Below are 16,109 nucleotides of genomic sequence, written 5' to 3' on the forward strand. Positions count from 1 at the left end.
CTTTAAAATTATTTATATAAGACTGCTGTTTGAAGGCAATGTTACAAATTTAATTATTAATTGTTAATGGTGAATTGTGAAATGTGAAATGTGAAATGTAAAATGTAAAATGTTAGATGTAAAATGTTAGATGTAAAATGTTAGATCTGAAATGTTAGATCTGAAATGTTAGATCTGAAATGTTAGATGTGAAATGTTGATATAAAAAACTACTTTTTGCATCTCACTTATTACATTTTACATTTCACAAAAAAAAGAAAAACCGCCTGTGACCAAAAGGCAACAGACGGAGTCTACAATTAATATATAACCTTGATGGCTACAAAATATAATCAGTATTAATAAAATTCGATTCTTTGCTGTTAAGCAATTCCTGCAGAATCTCATTATTATAATCGATATCTTTTGAAGCTACAAACGTACGAATTGAGAAAGAACGCAAAGCATCTGGAATACTCAAAGTTCCTACTGCAGAATCTTTTCTTCCTGTGAAAGGAAAAGCGTCTGGTCCTCTTTGGCAAGAACTGTTGAGGTTTACTCTACAAACTAAATTAACTAAAGCATCAATTAGCGGTGCAAGTGTTTTGATGTCTTTACCAAACAAACTCACTTGTTGTCCGTAATTTGATTCTGCCATATCTTTTAATGGTTCTTTAATGTCTTTGAAAGAAAGTACAGGAACAACTGGCCCAAACTGTTCTTCGTGATAAACACGCATTTCTTTGTTTACTGGATAAAGAACTGCTGGAAAAATATAATTATCAGTATGTTTTCCTCCTTTTTCATTGATCACTTTAGCTCCTTTATGAACAGCGTCATCAATTAAACCTTGAATATATTTTGGTTTATCTGTTTCAGGAAGCGGTGTTAAAGAAACTCCTTTTTCCCACGGATTTCCAAAAACCAAACTGTCTACTTTTTCTGCAAAACGTTTGTTGAATTCTTCTCTGATAGATTCGTGAACATATAACACTTTCAACGCTGTACAACGCTGACCGTTAAAAGACAAACTTCCTGTAATACATTCTTGAATAGCCAAATCTAAATCGGCATCTGGAAGAATAATCGCTGGATTTTTGGCTTCTAAACCTAAAATCAAACGTAGTCTATTTTTATTCGGGTGCTGATCTTGTAAAGCAATCGCTGATTTACTGTTTCCAATTAATGCTAAAACATCAATTTTTCCAGATTTCATAATCGGAGAAGCAACTTCACGCCCTCTTCCGTAAACGATATTGATTACTCCTTTTGGAAAACTGCTTCTAAAAGCTTCTAACAATGGTGAAATACATAAAACACCATGTTTAGCTGGTTTGAAGATTACAGTATTACCCATAATCAAAGCAGGAATCAACAATGAAAAAGTTTCGTTTAGAGGATAGTTGTAAGGTCCAAGACACAAAACAACTCCAAGAGGTCCACGACGAATCATAGCGTTTACACCTTGAACTTTTTCAAAGTGCGAACTGCGCCCGTTTAATTCTTTATAGCTGGCAATAGTATCGTAAATATATTCTACTGTTCTGTCGAATTCTTTTTGTGAATCTCCTAATGATTTTCCAATTTCCCACATTAAGTATTTCACTACTTCTTCGCGGGTTTCTTTCATTTGTTTCACAAAATTCTCCATGCTTTTTATACGATCGGCAACTTTCATAGTCGGCCATAAACCTTGTCCCATATCGTATGCATTGGTAGCAGCTTCGACAACTTCTGCTGCTTCTTTTTCTCCCATAAAAGGAATAGATCCTAATAAAGTTGGAGAATACTTTTCAGTTGAAGAAATAGTAGAAAACACAGGTGTGGTTTGCCCTGTCCATTGTTTCAATTCTCCATTTACAAGATAAGTATCTTGGTTTATCAGACTATTAATCTGATATTCTTCTGGTATAAAACTCATAATTTGGTTATTTAATGGTCTGGTAATTCTATTGTCAAAAGAAAAAAGAGGCTTTTTTATGCCTCTTCTTCTTTTATGGTTGTACTGTTTCGCCTTCCCAATCTAGGATTCCTCCAAGCAGATTATAGGCATTTTCGATACCCAATTCGTTCATGATCTGGCATGCTTTTGCACTTCTAGCTCCAGAACGACAGTATACATAATAATTTTTATTTTTGTCTAATTCTTCGATTTCATAGATAAATGCCTGCCCTTTATTGATATCAATATTAAGAGCATTCTCAATGTAGCCGTCATTAAATTCGTCTTCAGTTCTTACATCAAGTATAACTGCATTTTCGTCAGCTTCTAACTGAGCAACCCAATCTTCTTGTGATAAATTCATAATAAAATGTGTTTTTGTAAAATTACGACGTTTCTATATATAAAAAACGTACCAAATGCGATTTCGATTATTATTCTCAGAAAACGTTTTAGAGAAAGTATTATAATCAGTGAATTACAAATTTAGTTACTATTTTTAAAAATTCAGCCTACAAAATCGATAGAAAATAGGATTTTTTCATTTACATAAAATTAATCTTAAATCTAATTTTATGATAATTTATCACAATCCAAACTATTATCTTTGCAAACAATTACAATTTTTAATTCGATTTTGACAAAAATATTCGCAACGAAATACACTATTTATCACAAATTAATTGTAGTTAATTAATCTAATTCGTGGCAAAAAAAATTACAAAATGCAGCATTCCTTAAAAACCATATTTCCTAATTTTTCCAACGAACTTGTTACTACAATTGAAGAAAACGGAAGTCTTCAAGATTTTAAAGCCGGAACCATTTTAATGCGCACCGGACAATATATCAAGAATACTGTTTTGATCATTAAAGGAAAAATCAAAATCTATCGCGAAGGCGAAGATGGCGGAGAATTTTTAATGTATTACCTACAGCCTGGACAAGCTTGTGCAATATCAATGATTTGTACGGCAAAAAGTGAAAAAAGCCAGATTATGGCAAAAGTGGTTGAAGATGTTACAGTCATGATGATTCCGCTACAATTGATGGACAAATGGATGATGGAACACCGTTCTTGGTACGAATTTGTAATTGAAACCTACCGAAGCCGTTTTGAAGAAGTTCTCGAAGTAGTTGATAATATCGCTTTCCGTTCAATGGACGAAAGATTGGAATTTTATTTGAAAAGACATTCTGATGCTTGTGGCTGTTCTGAAGTAAATTTATCGCATCAAGAAATTGCTACCGAACTAAACACTTCTAGAGAAGTCGTTTCCAGATTACTCAAAAAAATGGAACAGCGTGGTCTAGTCAAACTCAACCGAAACCAGATTGAATTATTGAAATAATTTTTTCTGCCACGAATTCTCGATTTTTTTTTTAAATCTGAACGGAAACAAATTAGATAATCTGTGGAATTTATTGCACAAATAAAATTATCGCTAATTCGTGAATTCGTGGCTAAAAAAAATCTTCTGTGATAAATGTTACTGTAGGTTTCTAATTTCCGAAGCAACTTTGCATCAAAATAAATGCAATGGAATATTTAGGATTTTTTGCCTCAATCATAATCGGAATCACACTTGGCTTAATTGGCGGAGGCGGTTCTATTTTGACCATTCCAATTTTAGTTTATTTATTTAAAGTAAATCCAGATCAGGCAACTTCTTATTCCTTATTTATTGTTGGATTAACGGCATTGTTTGGAAGTTATAGCCATTACAAAATGGGAAATCTAAAACTGAAATCAGCTTTGTATTTTGCTGTCCCTTCTGTTATTTCGATTTTGATAATCCGTGAAGTTATATTTCCGCAAATTGCAGCGACTTTATTTTCTGTTGCGTCATACACCGTTTCAAAAGATTTTCTGATTATGATTATCTTTTCTATCCTAATGATTACAGCAGCAATTTCTATGATAAAAAAAAATCAGTCCGACATAAAATCAGCAGAAACCAATTATTTACAGCTGAGTTTTATTGGCTTTTTAGTCGGAATCGTAACTGGATTTCTCGGCGCGGGCGGCGGATTTTTAATTATTCCTGCCTTGCTTTTTTTCGCCAATTTGCCAATGAAACAAGCCGTCGGAACTTCATTATTAATCATCACCATTAACTCATCAATAGGTTTTGCAGGCGATTTATACATTGGCACGCCAATAAATTATACTTTCTTGTTAAGCGTTTCTGCAATGGCTTTAATCGGAATGCTTATTGGAAGCCAATTTTCTAAAAAAATTGACGGCACAAAATTAAAACCACTCTTCGGATGGTTTGTTCTCGTAATGGGGTTTTATATAATTGCAAAAGAAGTTTTGTTTTAAAAACGACTTCAAAAAAGATAATTTTAGTTTCACTTGTAGAGTAATCTTTGTCAAAGCTTTTACACTTTGACAAAGATGAAACTAAAACCTCTAAATTTCCCCAAATTTATCTTTATAACGTTCTAGCTCTATTTCAGTTCTATTAAGCAGTTTTTCTAGCAATTGAATTTTGTCTTCGTAAAGTTCCTTTAAAATTGAAGTATTGTCGGCATTGATTAAAATACTTCCGTTATTATTTCCAGTAATTTTATTGAAATTATTGAAATATTTATCATAATCAAAACTAATTATATCCTCGACACTGACATCCAAAATTTTTCCTATTTCGACTAATTTCTCATAACTCAAAGACGTTTTTCCTTTTTCAATTTTACTGTAACCCGCCTGAGTTACACCTAATCTCTCTGCCATATATTCCTGAGTATAATTTTTTAACTCTCTAATATTTTTTATTTTGTTCTTAATTGTTGTGGCCATAATTCTTTCTGCTTTGGGGTCATGTATAGTTAAAACAGCCAGCCGTCAAATCTAAACGGCACAACTATACTTATTTTTGGGTATTGATAAAGCTACTTCATAATTGGTAAAATATGACTTAGCGTTTCGTTAATTTTTTCTTTTTCGTAATAAAATAACCGTATAACAAAGCTACCATTATGAAAAACACATCATAATGGGAAATATCAAATATAAACATCAATTTTTCTTAAGCGGTTCTTTTTATACTTCTTTCAAACTGAAGATCCAAATAATGATCAATCTGCTTGCCTACCAGAACACGATCCTTTGCTTCGATTTTAGTTCGTATCTCGTTTTGATAAATATCTTTTACAAAAACGAAATACACTGATTCTTTAGAATTGCTGAATCTGAAAACAATAATAAGTGTATAACACAAAATAGCTGGAATTATATAATATAAATCCATTAAGTCTGAAAATATCATACAATAATAAGTCACAGCGGTTACGGCAATAAAAGCGCCGTTTTCAAGAAAATACTTTTTCTTTTTTTTGAGCAGTCCAATTTCTTTAATTTCATCAAATTGATACTGCCTGTTTTTAGATTTGTAACGGAATCTAACCTTGTCTGAAAAAATTGTTAAGGGCATAAATTTAGTAGGTAAAAATGATTTAAGCTTTTAGTAAAAATCGTTTTCTAAAAATTCTTTAGGGGGAAAAATTCTTAGCTTCGCAATATTAAGCATTAACTCATTTTTTTTCCTACAATTCAAATTATAGAATATAACTTGTAGTTGTAATTAAATCTTTAGTAAATGATTATGATTATAAAGTGGGCTTATTCAGGACATTTTATCTTTTAATTCTGTCAAAAATCAAAATAAAAAACCGTTTACTTATGAAAGAGTAAACGGTTTTTTATCTCAATGTTTTTATATTATTTTTTAAGCAGTTTTTCTAAATACGCTACTTTTTCTTTTTCTGCTTGAACCAAACGTTCATAAAGTTCTACCACTTTATCTAAAGGATTAAAAGTCGCATACATTCCTTGATTAAAGCTATTTCCCTGACTTGAACTATTATCATAAAAGTTATTAAAGAAATTGAAAACAGATTCTTCTGAGAAATTTTCAATTGCTTCGATAGTAACACCAAGTGCTTTTGCTATTTCTGTCAATTTTTCATTATCGATCGTTTCACTCGATTCGATATTCGAAACAGTTTGCTGGCTTAAACCAATTGCCATTGCCAAAGCTTCTTGCTTCATTCCTTTAAGCTCTCTAATTCGGCTTATGTTTCTTCCTATATGTTTTGGTTTTGCTGTTGTGCTCATAATTCAAAGATATTTAAAATTCTCGAGAAATTATTTGATTCGTAAAAATACAATTTTTTCACACTATACAATTAAATTGCCTCCAGCTTCAGCTGGAGGTAAAAAAATGTGTCCAAAAAAGGCTTTAGCCAAACTTTACTATTTTGGCTAAAGCCCGACTCAAATCAAAACAAAAACCTCCAGTTAAAACTGGAGGCAATTGATTATATCTTTTTCAATTCTCTTCTGAACCAATCAATTTAAATTCTATCTTACCAGAATCATTCAATTTATAACTGTATATACTTTTACCTTCTACATGCCCATCCTCATAATCAGCAATTAAAAATTTACTTCCTAATAATTGAATTGTACCAAAAGACATTTTTCCTCCTAAAGCTGGTTGTAAAGGAATTAGGTCTGTTCTTTTTCCGAACTCATCTTTTATAAATTTTTCTGAATCGGCAATTCCTTTCTTTTTAAAATCGGCATTGTCATATTCAGGATCATACCAGGCGTTTCTGTCTTGTAAAACAACGATTGCTTCTTTCGCGATTTCTAATTTTCTATTTAGAGAATCATTCTTTTTTTGCAATAATTCATTTCTACTTTCAAGTAAACTCTTGTCCTGCCTTTCGCAACCTATAAATGTAATACAGATTATTGCAAGTATTATTAGAGTAATATTTTTATTTTTCATGTATTAAGAAATTAATGTTCTCCATACCCAATATCATCCATTTTCCCGCTGAAAACACGATATTGAATAATAAAATAAATAATCACCAGAAACAAAGCGATAAAAAACCAGCTTAAACCAGCGTTTAATCCGTATTCGTGAGCGGCAGTGTTATAAATTGTCAATGACGGATTTACTTTATTTGTTGATGGCAATACATTCGGAAAAATCGAAACGGCTGTAGAGGCAAATCCGCCAACTAAAAACAAAGTCGAAAATAGAAATCCGTGACCGTCTTTTTTGAAAGAACGAACTTTGAACAATCCTAAAATTCCAACAAAAGTCAACAATGGAAAAAACCAAAGAATCGGATTTTCAACAAAATTATGAAACGGTTTAGGTTCGATAAAATGCCATACTTGCAACGAAATACAAACCAAAACCAACAGAACAATATTCAAAGCAAAAACCACTTTTTTCAATTTCGGATTCAGCGCCGAATTTGTTTTATAAATAATCCAATTTGCACCATGAATTGTTAATGCCACGACACTCACAATTCCTAAGAAAAGTGTAAACCAGTCAATAATTCCCAATTCATTTGCTTGCGGACTAAAAGTTGGATTCCATAAAGGCAAGAAGAAAAAGTGTGGTTCTTGTGTTGAAACTCCATTTTGCACCATTCCGAGATTAACGCCACGAACGATATTTCCCAAAGCAATTCCGAAGAAAAGAGCCAAAAGCAAACTTGCAATTCCGAAAGCTTTATCCCAAATACTTTCCCACATATGATTGTGTACTTGCCCACGCATTTCTAATCCTATGGCGCGGAAAATCAAAAGCCATAAAATCATTATTAGAGGCAAATAAAATCCGCTGAAAGACGAAGCGTATAAAGTTGGAAAAGCAAAAAACAAAACGCCTCCTGCTGCAATCAGCCAAACTTCATTGGCATCCCAAAACGGACCAATTGCATTTGTTATCGCTTTTTTATCTTTTTCTGTATCGGCAAAAAATAAATGAATAATTCCTGCACCAAAATCATAGCCGTCTAAAACTAGATAAACAGCCAAAATTCCCATTAAAACTACGTACCAAAAAAACTCCATACTTATATTTTTTCTGTTGAAAGTTCCACATTGTGAGGACCTTTATTGATAATTTTTCCAACCAAAAGCAAAAACAACATTCCTAGCAAAAGATACAAACCAATAAAGCCAAGCAATGTAAATAAGGTATTTCCAGAAGAAACTGTTGGCGAAGCACCAGATGCTGTTCGCAATAAATTGTAAACCAACCAAGGCTGTCTTCCTAATTCTGCCGTGTACCAACCTGTAGTATTGGCAATGTACGGAAATGGCATCATGAACATTAAAGACCACAAAAGCCACTTGGTTTCAAAAAGTTTTCCTATTATTAATTGAAAAAGCGAAAGCACCATTAATCCAATAAAAACAGTTCCAAGTCCAACCATAATATGATAAGCATAATACAATCCTGAAATATTTGTCGGATGCAGATCTTCTTCAAACTGATCTAAACCTTTTATTTCCTGATTCCAATTTCCATAAGTCAGGAAACTCAGAATATTTGGAACCGCAATTTTATTATCCAGTTTTTTGTCTTTTACATCGGGCTGACCAATCAAGACAATTTCTGAACCTTTTTTCTCGGTATGAAAAATCCCTTCCATTCCAGCAAACGTTACGGGCTGATATTTCACAACATTTTTAGCCAATAAATCTCCTGTTGGAACAGCAACAAAAATGCTCGAAATCAATCCGAAAATAACTCCCGTTTTTAAGAACAATTTCCCGAAAGAAACATTCTTTTTACTTAAAATATAAAAAGCTCCAATTCCGGCAACAACAAAAGAACTTGTTACCAACGAAGCAGCTTGATTATGCAAATAAGACGGCCAAAGCCAAGGATTTAAAAATAAAGCTTGGAAATTATTCAATACAAATTTTCCGTTTTCCAAGATTTCATAACCAACAGGATTCTGCATCCAAGAATGTGTGGCGATGATTAAAAATCCGCTGGCCCAAGAACCAATCATGATTAGCAATCCAGTTACAAAATGCCATTTATGTCCGAGGAGTTTTTCTCCAAATAGAAATATTCCTAAGAAAGAAGATTCGAGAAAGAAAGAAAACATTCCTTCCATGGCTAGAGTTTGCCCGATGATTCCACCTGTTAATTCGGAGAATTTAGCCCAGTTGGTTCCAAACTGAAACTCCATTGGAATTCCCGTTACAACTCCCATTGCAAAATTGAGGGCGAAGATTTTCATCCAAAAATGGGTGGCGTGATTGTATTGTTCGTCTTTAGTCTTGAGAAATTTCCACTTGAAGTAAACAATGATCAACGAAAGACCCATTGTAAGTTGCGGAAAAAGATAATGAAAAGTAATCGTGAAGGCAAATTGCATTCGATCATAAAAGAGCATTTCTTCCATAATGGTAATTTGTTTATGAAGTTCCACAAATTTAACCATTAGAACCCGAATTAACGTCCTTTAAAAAAAGTTTATCGTATGATATTTGTTAAACTTTTCAACAATTTAAAGGGTATTAATGACACTTAAAGTTTTTCACAAAATTTGTCATTTCGACTGAAAGTAGAAATCACACTAGAAATTCAACAAAGATTGGAAATATACGTTGCGGAATCCCGCGTGTGATTTCTCCTTTCAGTCGAAATGACAATATTGTGTATAGATATCGTATGAAACATAGCCCGCGGTTTCAACCGCGGGAACGCAATTCATAATCCACAATCCTAGATACGTTTCCTGCGGTTGAAACCGCAGGCTATGTTTGATTTTGATTGCGTGGCTATTATTTTATTTCTCCAAAATCCCCTTTTCAACACTTTCGTTAATCAAACCTTCGGCATAATTCCAGATCGATTTTGAACCTTCTTTAATAACGCTTTTCTTTTCGTAAACTTTATCGTATTTCACGCCGAACTCTTTCCAAGTTCCGCCGTTGTTTGATGTATTTTGCAATAATGGTTCAAGTCTGTCCATAGATTTTGCAAATTTGGCTTCGTTGGTTTCTCCTGCTTCAAATTCTTCCCAAATGGCAATAAATTCTTCTTTTTGTTTTTCAGGAAGTAAACCAAAGATTCTATTTGCGGCCAAACGTTCTTCATCTGTATTATCATGACTTTTTACAGTATCATAAATAAAAACATCTCCTGCGTCAATCTCTACGATATCGTGTATCAAAACCATTTTTACGACTTTCAAGATATCAATTGGTTCATTTGAATGTTCTGCCAAAACGATTGCCATCAAAGCCAAATGCCAGCTGTGTTCTGCATCATTTTCGCATCGATCGCTATTGAATAATTTTGTCTTACGCTGAATGTATTTTACTTTATCAATTTCTTTTATAAAAGCAATCTGATCTAATAAGTCCTGTGTATTCATTTTCTTTTTTGTTTTGAAATGACATTCGTCATATGCAAAATTAAAGCTTAAAGCGTAATTGCTCAACTTAAAATTAATTTATCTCAATTGAATATGACAAACACCACTTTTTTTTACACAAAAACCTAATTTCTGTAACATTAGTCACCTATTTTTTTAAAAAACAAAGTTACCTTTGTAACCCATCATTTTACAATACCTATCATGAAAATAGAACAAATTTACACCGGATGCCTCGCTCAAGGTGCATATTATATCACTTCAAATGGCGAAGCGGCCATTATTGATCCGCTTAGAGAAATTCAGCCTTATCTGGATCGTTTAGAGCGAGATGGAGTAAAGCTGAAATATATTTTTGAAACGCATTTTCACGCCGATTTCGTTTCTGGCCACGTTGATTTAAGCAAAGAAACTGGAGCTCCAATTGTTTATGGCCCAAATGCTGCCTGCGAATTTGATTGCATTTCTGCGAAAGACGGACAGGAATTCAAAATCGGAAACGTAAAGATTAAAGTTTTGCACACTCCTGGGCACACCATGGAAAGTGCTACATTTTTATTAATTGATGAAAACGGAAAAGATCACGCGATTTTCTCTGGAGATACTTTATTCATTGGAGATGTTGGTCGTCCAGATTTAGCTCAAAAAGCAGCTGGAATGACTCAAGATCAATTGGCTGGAATTTTATTTCATTCGTTAAGAGATAAAATCATGACTTTGGCTGATGAAGTAATCGTTTATCCTGCACACGGTGCGGGAAGCGCTTGCGGAAAAAACATGAGCAAAGAAACTGTTTCGACTATCGGAAATCAAAAAGCAACAAATTACGCTTTGCGTGCTAATATGACTGAAGAAGAATTCATTAAAGAAGTAACTGACGGATTATTGCCTCCTCCAGCCTATTTCAGTATGAACGTTGCCATGAACAAACAAGGTTACGAAAGCTTTGAAACGGTTTTACACAACGGAATGAAAGCGATAAATGCAAAAGAATTTGAAGCTGCCGCAGAAGAAACTGGCGCTTTAATTCTAGATACAAGAAGTGCGGCCGATTTTAGTAAAGGATTTATTCCGCAATCTATCAATATCGGAATCAATGGTGATTTTGCTCCGTGGGTTGGAACTTTAATTGCAGATGTAAAACAGCCAATCATATTGGTTACTGCGGCCGGAATGGAAGAAGAAACCGTAACACGTTTAAGCCGTGTTGGTTTTGATACCATTATTGGACATCTGGAGGGCGGTTTTGAAGCATGGCAAAATGCAGGTTTCGAAATTGATACTGTAAACCGAATTACTGCTGAACAATTTGCCAACGAATTTAAATTTGGCGAAGATAAAGTTGTAGATATCCGTAAAGAGACAGAATACGCAGCTGAACATATTGATGACGCTTACAGCAAACCTTTGGCTTATATTAATGATTGGGTAAAAGATATTAATCCAAACGAACATTTCTTTTTGCATTGCGCTGGAGGTTACAGAAGTATGATTGCAGCTTCTATACTTCAAGCAAGAGGTTTCAGAAATTTCTCTGAAGTTGAAGGTGGTTTTGGAGCAATTTCAAAAACGAATATTCCAAAATCAGATTTTGTTTGTCAAAGTAAAGTATTAAAATAATTTAAAGATGTTAAGCTACTAAGATTCTAAGGTTCTAAGATTTTGACCTTAGCAACTTAGAATCTTAGCCACTTAGAACCTTAAAAAATTATGCTAGAAATCATTAAAGAACCTTGGCCTTGGTATGTTGCAGGTCCATTAATTGGATTAACTGTTCCAATTTTATTAATTATCGGAAATAAATCTTTCGGGATTAGTTCCTCACTTCGTCATATTTGTGCGGCTTGTATCCCTGCAAATATTTCATTCTTTAAATACGACTGGAAAAAAGAAAGCTGGAATTTATTCTTCGTTCTTGGAATATTTTTCGGTGGTTTTATTGCTGCTCATTTTCTTTCGAATCCAAATCCTGTGGAAATTGCTCCTGAATTATCAGAGAAATTAGCCACTTACGGAATTACAGATCATAGTGGTTTAGTTCCTGCACAATTATTTTCTTGGGAAAGCTTATTAACGCTTCGCGGATTTATCATGATTGTTGTTGGAGGATTTTTAGTAGGTTTTGGAACTCGTTACGCTGGCGGTTGCACAAGCGGACACGCAATTATGGGATTATCAAACTTACAATGGCCATCATTGGTAGCGACAATCTGTTTTATGATTGGCGGTTTTGTAATGGCACTTTTGATTTTACCTTATATTCTTTCACTTTAAAATTTAAAAAATGAGTTTAGAAAATAAAAATATAGACGGCGAAGGAATCAATGCAAGCCAGAAAAAAGAAACGGCATTAGCAAACCTTAAATACTTAATAGTTGGAATCTTTTTCGGAATTGTATTCGTAAAAGCAGAAATTATCAGCTGGTATCGTATTCAAGAGATGTTTAATTTGGAATCATTTCACATGTATGGCGTAATTGGATGCGCTGTTGCTGTTGGATTAATATCAGTACAATTAATTAAAAAATTCAATATCAAAACTCTTGATGGCGAAAAAATCGAAATTCAGCCAAAAACTTTCAACAAAGGACAAATCTACGGCGGATTGTTATTCGGTTTCGGATGGGCAATTACTGGCGCTTGTCCAGGGCCACTTTTTGCACAAATTGGTACAGGAGCAACTGTAATTGTAATTACTTTAGTAAGTGCTATTTTTGGAACTTGGGTTTATGGATTGATTAAGGATAAATTACCTCATTAATAAACTTGTTTCAAGTTTTATTTGTTTCAGGTTTCAAGTTGATTTAACCGCAAAGCACGCAAAGATATACGCAAGGTTCGCAAAGTTTTTTTATAAAGCTTTGCGAACTTTGCGCTTTATAAAAATCTTATTTGCAAAAAACCTTGCGCGCTTTGCGGTTAAATATTTTTCTTCATCAATTTTTAATTTCCTTTCGTTAAGTTTGCTTTAAACAACATTTTCCAAAATAAATTAATAAAGCATGAACCGCCCAGAACAATTAATCAAACTACAAAATACCGAAAAATGGGACGTAATCATTATTGGCGGCGGCGCTAGCGGACTCGGAACAGCTATTGACGCTGCGAGTCGTGGCTACAGAACAATCTTATTTGAAGCTGTAGATTTTGCAAAAGGAACTTCAAGCCGAAGCACTAAATTGGTTCATGGCGGAGTACGCTATTTGGCGCAAGGTGATGTACATTTAGTAAGAGAAGCATTAAAAGAAAGAGGATTATTAGCGCAAAATGCAAATCATTTAGTTAAAAACCAATCCTTCGTTATTCCAAATTATCATTGGTTTAGCGGTTATTTCTATACAATCGGATTAAAAATTTACGATTTATTGTCGGGTTGTTTGAGTTTAGGAAGTTCAAAATATCTTTCGAAAAAGAAAACTATTGAAATGCTTCCAAATGTAGAAGAAAATGGATTGGTAAATGGTGTTATTTATCACGACGGACAATTTGACGATTCGCGTTTAGCGATTAATCTTGCTCAAACTGCCGTAGAAAACGGAGCTTGTGTTTTGAATTATGTAAAAGTTGTCAATTTGCTAAAAGACGATAAAAATCAAATTATTGGTGTTCAAGTTCAAGATCAAGAAAACGGAATTAAATACGATATAAAAGGTTCTGCTATAATAAATGCTACAGGAGTTTTTACAAATGCCATTATGAAACTCAATGATAACGTTTATAAAAAATATATTGTTCCGAGTCAGGGAATTCATTTGGTATTTGATAAATCTTTTCTTCCTGGCGAAAATGCTTTAATGATTCCGAAAACAAAAGACGGAAGAGTTTTATTTGCAGTTCCGTGGCACAATCGAATTGTGGTTGGAACGACCGATACTTTAATAAAGAAACAAAGTTTAGAACCTATTGCTTTAGAAAGCGAAATTCAATTTGTTTTGGAAACCGCACAAAGATTCTTGGCGAAAAAACCAGAAAGAAAAGATGTATTATCTGTTTTTGCAGGATTACGTCCGTTGGCAGCGCCGAAAGAAGAAGGAAAAAGCACCAAAGAAGTTTCTAGAAGTCATAAAATTATAGTTTCAGAAACAGGCCTAATTACTATTACTGGCGGAAAATGGACAACATACAGAAAAATTGCTGAAGATATTATTGATAAAGCAATCAAAAATGGAAAATTATCTCCGAAGGAATGTCGTACAGAACATCTTCCCATTCATGGAAATAAATCTACAAATTCTTTAGATAGAGAAAATCATCTATATATATATGGTTCTGATATTCCGAAAATAATTGAGTTACAAGAAAGCGAACCTGAATTAAAAGAAAAACTGCATCCTGATCATGAATTTACAATGGCAGAAGTGGTTTGGGCTATTCATTATGAAATGGCAAGAACTGTAGATGATATTTTAGCGAGAAGAGTTCGTTTATTGTTCTTAGATGCGAGAGCTGCGATCGAAGTTTCGGAGAAAACGGCAAAGGTAATTGCTAAAGAATTAGGACACGATGAAGCTTGGATAAACACAGAAATTGCCGATTTCAGACAAATTGCAAACGGTTTTCTTCTATCGGAATTCCAATAAATAGTAAATTCAGCTCATTTTGAGTAACTTCTATTTTAAAATCGTCTTACAAAAAGCCATTTAAAAAATAATACAAACAAAAATCACTTCCTGATTTTAAAAAATTATTAATTCACAATATATCAGAACGTTATATTGAAAAATTACTTTAATTTTAGTATCAAAAACTATCCTTTTAGTTCTTGCTAAGAGCGCATTTAAACATATTAACAAATAATTAACACAACATTTGTATATACAAATATTAAAAGTTCTACATTTGTATATACAAATTATACACTTACGACTATGACAATTGAAGAAGTTATTAAGAGTACGGTTAAGATGGATAATGCGAAAAAAGTTATTCTGAATATCATGTACACGCAGAATGTGATTCAGGATCATTTCAACGAGTTAATCAAACCGTATGATTTGTCTGGAGAACAATATAATGTGTTACGTATATTAAGAGGACAAAAAGGAAAGCCCGCTAATATGTGTGTGATACAAGAGCGGATGCTTGCCAAAACAAGCAACACAACGCGTTTGGTAGACAAATTATTATTGAAGGATTTTGTAACTCGAAATGTTTGTCCTGATAATCGAAGAAAAATTGAAGTTTCGATTACTCAAAAAGGTTTGGACGTTTTAAAAGAATTAGATCCAAAAGTAGATGAGCATGAGCAGGCATTTGCAAACAATTTAAAACCAGAAGAATTAGTTTTCTTAAATCAATTATTAGAAAAATATAGAACCAACAAATAAAATAATAAATACTATGAGCAATTTCTTAGAAAATCAAAATTGGAGATACGCAACTAAACAATTTGATGCATCAAAAAAGATATCGGATGCTGATTTAAATACATTAAAAGAAGCGGTTAGATTAAGTGCTTCTTCATACGGATTACAACCTTATAAAGTAGTTATTGTTGAAAATCCAGAATTAAGAGAAAAATTAAAAGGTGCAGCTTGGGGACAAACTCAAATTACAGACGCTTCTCACCTATTCATTTTTGCAAATGATTTAAACCTTGATGCAGGTTCTGTTGACAAATACATCAGCAATATTAGCGAAGTAAGAGGTGTTCCTGCAGAAGCTTTAGGCGGATTTAGCGACATGATGAAAAATGTAATCGCTAATTTATCAGAAGATGCAAAACACATCTGGACTGCAAAACAAACTTATTTAGCTTTAGGCAACTTATTAAATGCAGCAGCTGAATTAAAAATTGACGCAACTCCTATGGAAGGTTTCAATGCAGCTCAATTCAACGAAATTTTAGGTTTTGACAAATTAGGTTTAAATGCTTCAGTAATTGCAACTGTAGGCTACAGACATGATGACGATAAATCTCAACACCAGAAAAAAGTTAGAAAATCACACGAAGAATTATTTATCACTCTATAAT

Annotated in this window: 17 protein-coding genes; 8 read left to right on the forward strand and 9 right to left on the reverse strand. The window is 33.3% G+C overall.

Going from position 1 to position 16,109, the window contains the following annotated elements; genetic code table 11:
• Positions 1–319: 319 nt before the first annotated feature.
• Both OD917_RS01865 and OD917_RS01870 read right to left on the reverse strand, forming a co-directional pair.
• Complete coding sequence (locus OD917_RS01865) at positions 320–1,900, reverse strand: NADP-dependent glyceraldehyde-3-phosphate dehydrogenase (protein WP_263521846.1); 1,581 nt, start codon at positions 1,898–1,900, stop codon at positions 320–322.
• Between the two features lie 73 nt (positions 1,901–1,973).
• Positions 1,974–2,285 carry a rhodanese-like domain-containing protein gene (locus tag OD917_RS01870; protein ID WP_095929060.1) on the reverse strand — a complete coding sequence of 104 codons (312 nt, stop codon included), beginning with the start codon at positions 2,283–2,285 and terminating at the stop codon, positions 1,974–1,976.
• Positions 2,286–2,646: 361 nt separating this feature from the next.
• Here OD917_RS01870 and OD917_RS01875 point away from each other — a divergent pair, with 361 nt between their 5' ends.
• Positions 2,647–3,273 carry a Crp/Fnr family transcriptional regulator gene (locus tag OD917_RS01875; RefSeq protein ID WP_263521847.1) on the forward strand — a complete coding sequence of 209 codons (627 nt, stop codon included), beginning with the start codon at positions 2,647–2,649 and terminating at the stop codon, positions 3,271–3,273.
• Between the two features lie 188 nt (positions 3,274–3,461).
• Positions 3,462–4,247 (forward strand): sulfite exporter TauE/SafE family protein, encoded by a 786-nt coding sequence (locus OD917_RS01880; protein ID WP_263521848.1) that lies wholly within the window; start codon positions 3,462–3,464, stop codon positions 4,245–4,247.
• Positions 4,248–4,337: 90 nt separating this feature from the next.
• Here OD917_RS01880 and OD917_RS01885 read toward each other — a convergent pair whose 3' ends face one another.
• The 7 genes from OD917_RS01885 to OD917_RS01915 all read right to left on the reverse strand — a co-directional run bounded on the left by OD917_RS01885 (position 4,338) and on the right by OD917_RS01915 (position 10,135).
• A complete protein-coding gene (locus tag OD917_RS01885) occupies positions 4,338–4,724 on the reverse strand; it encodes a helix-turn-helix transcriptional regulator (protein WP_263521849.1) in 387 nt (128 codons plus the stop codon).
• 229 nt (positions 4,725–4,953) lie between these two features.
• On the reverse strand, positions 4,954–5,358 hold the full coding sequence (locus OD917_RS01890) for a hypothetical protein (protein WP_263521850.1): 405 nt from the start codon (positions 5,356–5,358) through the stop codon (positions 4,954–4,956).
• A gap of 287 nt (positions 5,359–5,645) precedes the next feature.
• On the reverse strand, positions 5,646–6,041 hold the full coding sequence (locus OD917_RS01895) for a helix-turn-helix domain-containing protein (RefSeq protein WP_263521851.1): 396 nt from the start codon (positions 6,039–6,041) through the stop codon (positions 5,646–5,648).
• Between the two features lie 214 nt (positions 6,042–6,255).
• Complete coding sequence (locus OD917_RS01900; RefSeq protein WP_263521852.1) at positions 6,256–6,720, reverse strand: hypothetical protein; 465 nt, start codon at positions 6,718–6,720, stop codon at positions 6,256–6,258.
• An 11-nt stretch (positions 6,721–6,731) separates the two neighbouring features.
• Positions 6,732–7,808, reverse strand: coding sequence for a cytochrome d ubiquinol oxidase subunit II (gene cydB, locus OD917_RS01905; RefSeq protein ID WP_263521853.1), 1,077 nt, complete (start codon positions 7,806–7,808; stop codon positions 6,732–6,734).
• Between the two features lie 2 nt (positions 7,809–7,810).
• Entirely contained in the window at positions 7,811–9,157 is a 1,347-nt protein-coding gene (locus tag OD917_RS01910; protein WP_263522047.1) for a cytochrome ubiquinol oxidase subunit I, read from the reverse strand.
• Between the two features lie 387 nt (positions 9,158–9,544).
• A complete protein-coding gene (locus OD917_RS01915; protein ID WP_263521854.1) occupies positions 9,545–10,135 on the reverse strand; it encodes an HD domain-containing protein in 591 nt (196 codons plus the stop codon).
• Positions 10,136–10,339: 204 nt separating this feature from the next.
• Between OD917_RS01915 and OD917_RS01920 the strand changes: the two genes are divergently transcribed.
• From OD917_RS01920 to OD917_RS01945, 6 genes are all read left to right on the forward strand, one after another.
• On the forward strand, positions 10,340–11,755 hold the full coding sequence (locus OD917_RS01920) for an MBL fold metallo-hydrolase (RefSeq protein WP_263521855.1): 1,416 nt from the start codon (positions 10,340–10,342) through the stop codon (positions 11,753–11,755).
• A 90-nt stretch (positions 11,756–11,845) separates the two neighbouring features.
• Positions 11,846–12,409 carry a YeeE/YedE family protein gene (locus OD917_RS01925; protein WP_066035164.1) on the forward strand — a complete coding sequence of 188 codons (564 nt, stop codon included), beginning with the start codon at positions 11,846–11,848 and terminating at the stop codon, positions 12,407–12,409.
• 10 nt (positions 12,410–12,419) lie between these two features.
• The gene (locus OD917_RS01930) at positions 12,420–12,896 is read left to right on the forward strand and encodes a YeeE/YedE family protein (protein WP_263521856.1); all 477 of its coding nucleotides are present in this window, start codon (positions 12,420–12,422) and stop codon (positions 12,894–12,896) included.
• Between the two features lie 241 nt (positions 12,897–13,137).
• Entirely contained in the window at positions 13,138–14,715 is a 1,578-nt protein-coding gene (locus OD917_RS01935; RefSeq protein WP_263521857.1) for a glycerol-3-phosphate dehydrogenase/oxidase, read from the forward strand.
• Positions 14,716–15,003: 288 nt separating this feature from the next.
• Positions 15,004–15,462: a MarR family winged helix-turn-helix transcriptional regulator gene (locus OD917_RS01940; RefSeq protein ID WP_263521858.1), complete on the forward strand. Its 459-nt coding sequence runs from the start codon at positions 15,004–15,006 to the stop codon at positions 15,460–15,462.
• A gap of 13 nt (positions 15,463–15,475) precedes the next feature.
• A complete protein-coding gene (locus OD917_RS01945; RefSeq protein ID WP_263521859.1) occupies positions 15,476–16,108 on the forward strand; it encodes an NAD(P)H-dependent oxidoreductase in 633 nt (210 codons plus the stop codon).
• The last annotated feature ends 1 nt before the right edge of the window (position 16,109 follow it).

Source organism: Flavobacterium sp. SH_e, assembly GCF_025717045.1.
In the GTDB taxonomy this organism is placed as follows: Bacteria; Bacteroidota; Bacteroidia; order Flavobacteriales; family Flavobacteriaceae; genus Flavobacterium.

What these genes read in the sequence shown, in the direction of transcription:
- OD917_RS01865 (WP_263521846.1), bottom strand. Translation starts at nt 1,900, where the DNA reads ATGAGTTTTATACCAGAAGAATATCAGATTAATAGTCTGATAAACCAA.
- OD917_RS01870 (WP_095929060.1), bottom strand. Translation starts at nt 2,285, where the DNA reads ATGAATTTATCACAAGAAGATTGGGTTGCTCAGTTAGAAGCTGACGAA.
- OD917_RS01875 (WP_263521847.1), top strand. Translation starts at nt 2,647, where the DNA reads ATGCAGCATTCCTTAAAAACCATATTTCCTAATTTTTCCAACGAACTT.
- OD917_RS01880 (WP_263521848.1), top strand. Translation starts at nt 3,462, where the DNA reads ATGGAATATTTAGGATTTTTTGCCTCAATCATAATCGGAATCACACTT.
- OD917_RS01885 (WP_263521849.1), bottom strand. Translation starts at nt 4,724, where the DNA reads ATGGCCACAACAATTAAGAACAAAATAAAAAATATTAGAGAGTTAAAA.
- OD917_RS01890 (WP_263521850.1), bottom strand. Translation starts at nt 5,358, where the DNA reads ATGCCCTTAACAATTTTTTCAGACAAGGTTAGATTCCGTTACAAATCT.
- OD917_RS01895 (WP_263521851.1), bottom strand. Translation starts at nt 6,041, where the DNA reads ATGAGCACAACAGCAAAACCAAAACATATAGGAAGAAACATAAGCCGA.
- OD917_RS01900 (WP_263521852.1), bottom strand. Translation starts at nt 6,720, where the DNA reads ATGAAAAATAAAAATATTACTCTAATAATACTTGCAATAATCTGTATT.
- cydB (WP_263521853.1), bottom strand. Translation starts at nt 7,808, where the DNA reads ATGGAGTTTTTTTGGTACGTAGTTTTAATGGGAATTTTGGCTGTTTAT.
- OD917_RS01910 (WP_263522047.1), bottom strand. Translation starts at nt 9,157, where the DNA reads ATGGAAGAAATGCTCTTTTATGATCGAATGCAATTTGCCTTCACGATT.
- OD917_RS01915 (WP_263521854.1), bottom strand. Translation starts at nt 10,135, where the DNA reads ATGAATACACAGGACTTATTAGATCAGATTGCTTTTATAAAAGAAATT.
- OD917_RS01920 (WP_263521855.1), top strand. Translation starts at nt 10,340, where the DNA reads ATGAAAATAGAACAAATTTACACCGGATGCCTCGCTCAAGGTGCATAT.
- OD917_RS01925 (WP_066035164.1), top strand. Translation starts at nt 11,846, where the DNA reads ATGCTAGAAATCATTAAAGAACCTTGGCCTTGGTATGTTGCAGGTCCA.
- OD917_RS01930 (WP_263521856.1), top strand. Translation starts at nt 12,420, where the DNA reads ATGAGTTTAGAAAATAAAAATATAGACGGCGAAGGAATCAATGCAAGC.
- OD917_RS01935 (WP_263521857.1), top strand. Translation starts at nt 13,138, where the DNA reads ATGAACCGCCCAGAACAATTAATCAAACTACAAAATACCGAAAAATGG.
- OD917_RS01940 (WP_263521858.1), top strand. Translation starts at nt 15,004, where the DNA reads ATGACAATTGAAGAAGTTATTAAGAGTACGGTTAAGATGGATAATGCG.
- OD917_RS01945 (WP_263521859.1), top strand. Translation starts at nt 15,476, where the DNA reads ATGAGCAATTTCTTAGAAAATCAAAATTGGAGATACGCAACTAAACAA.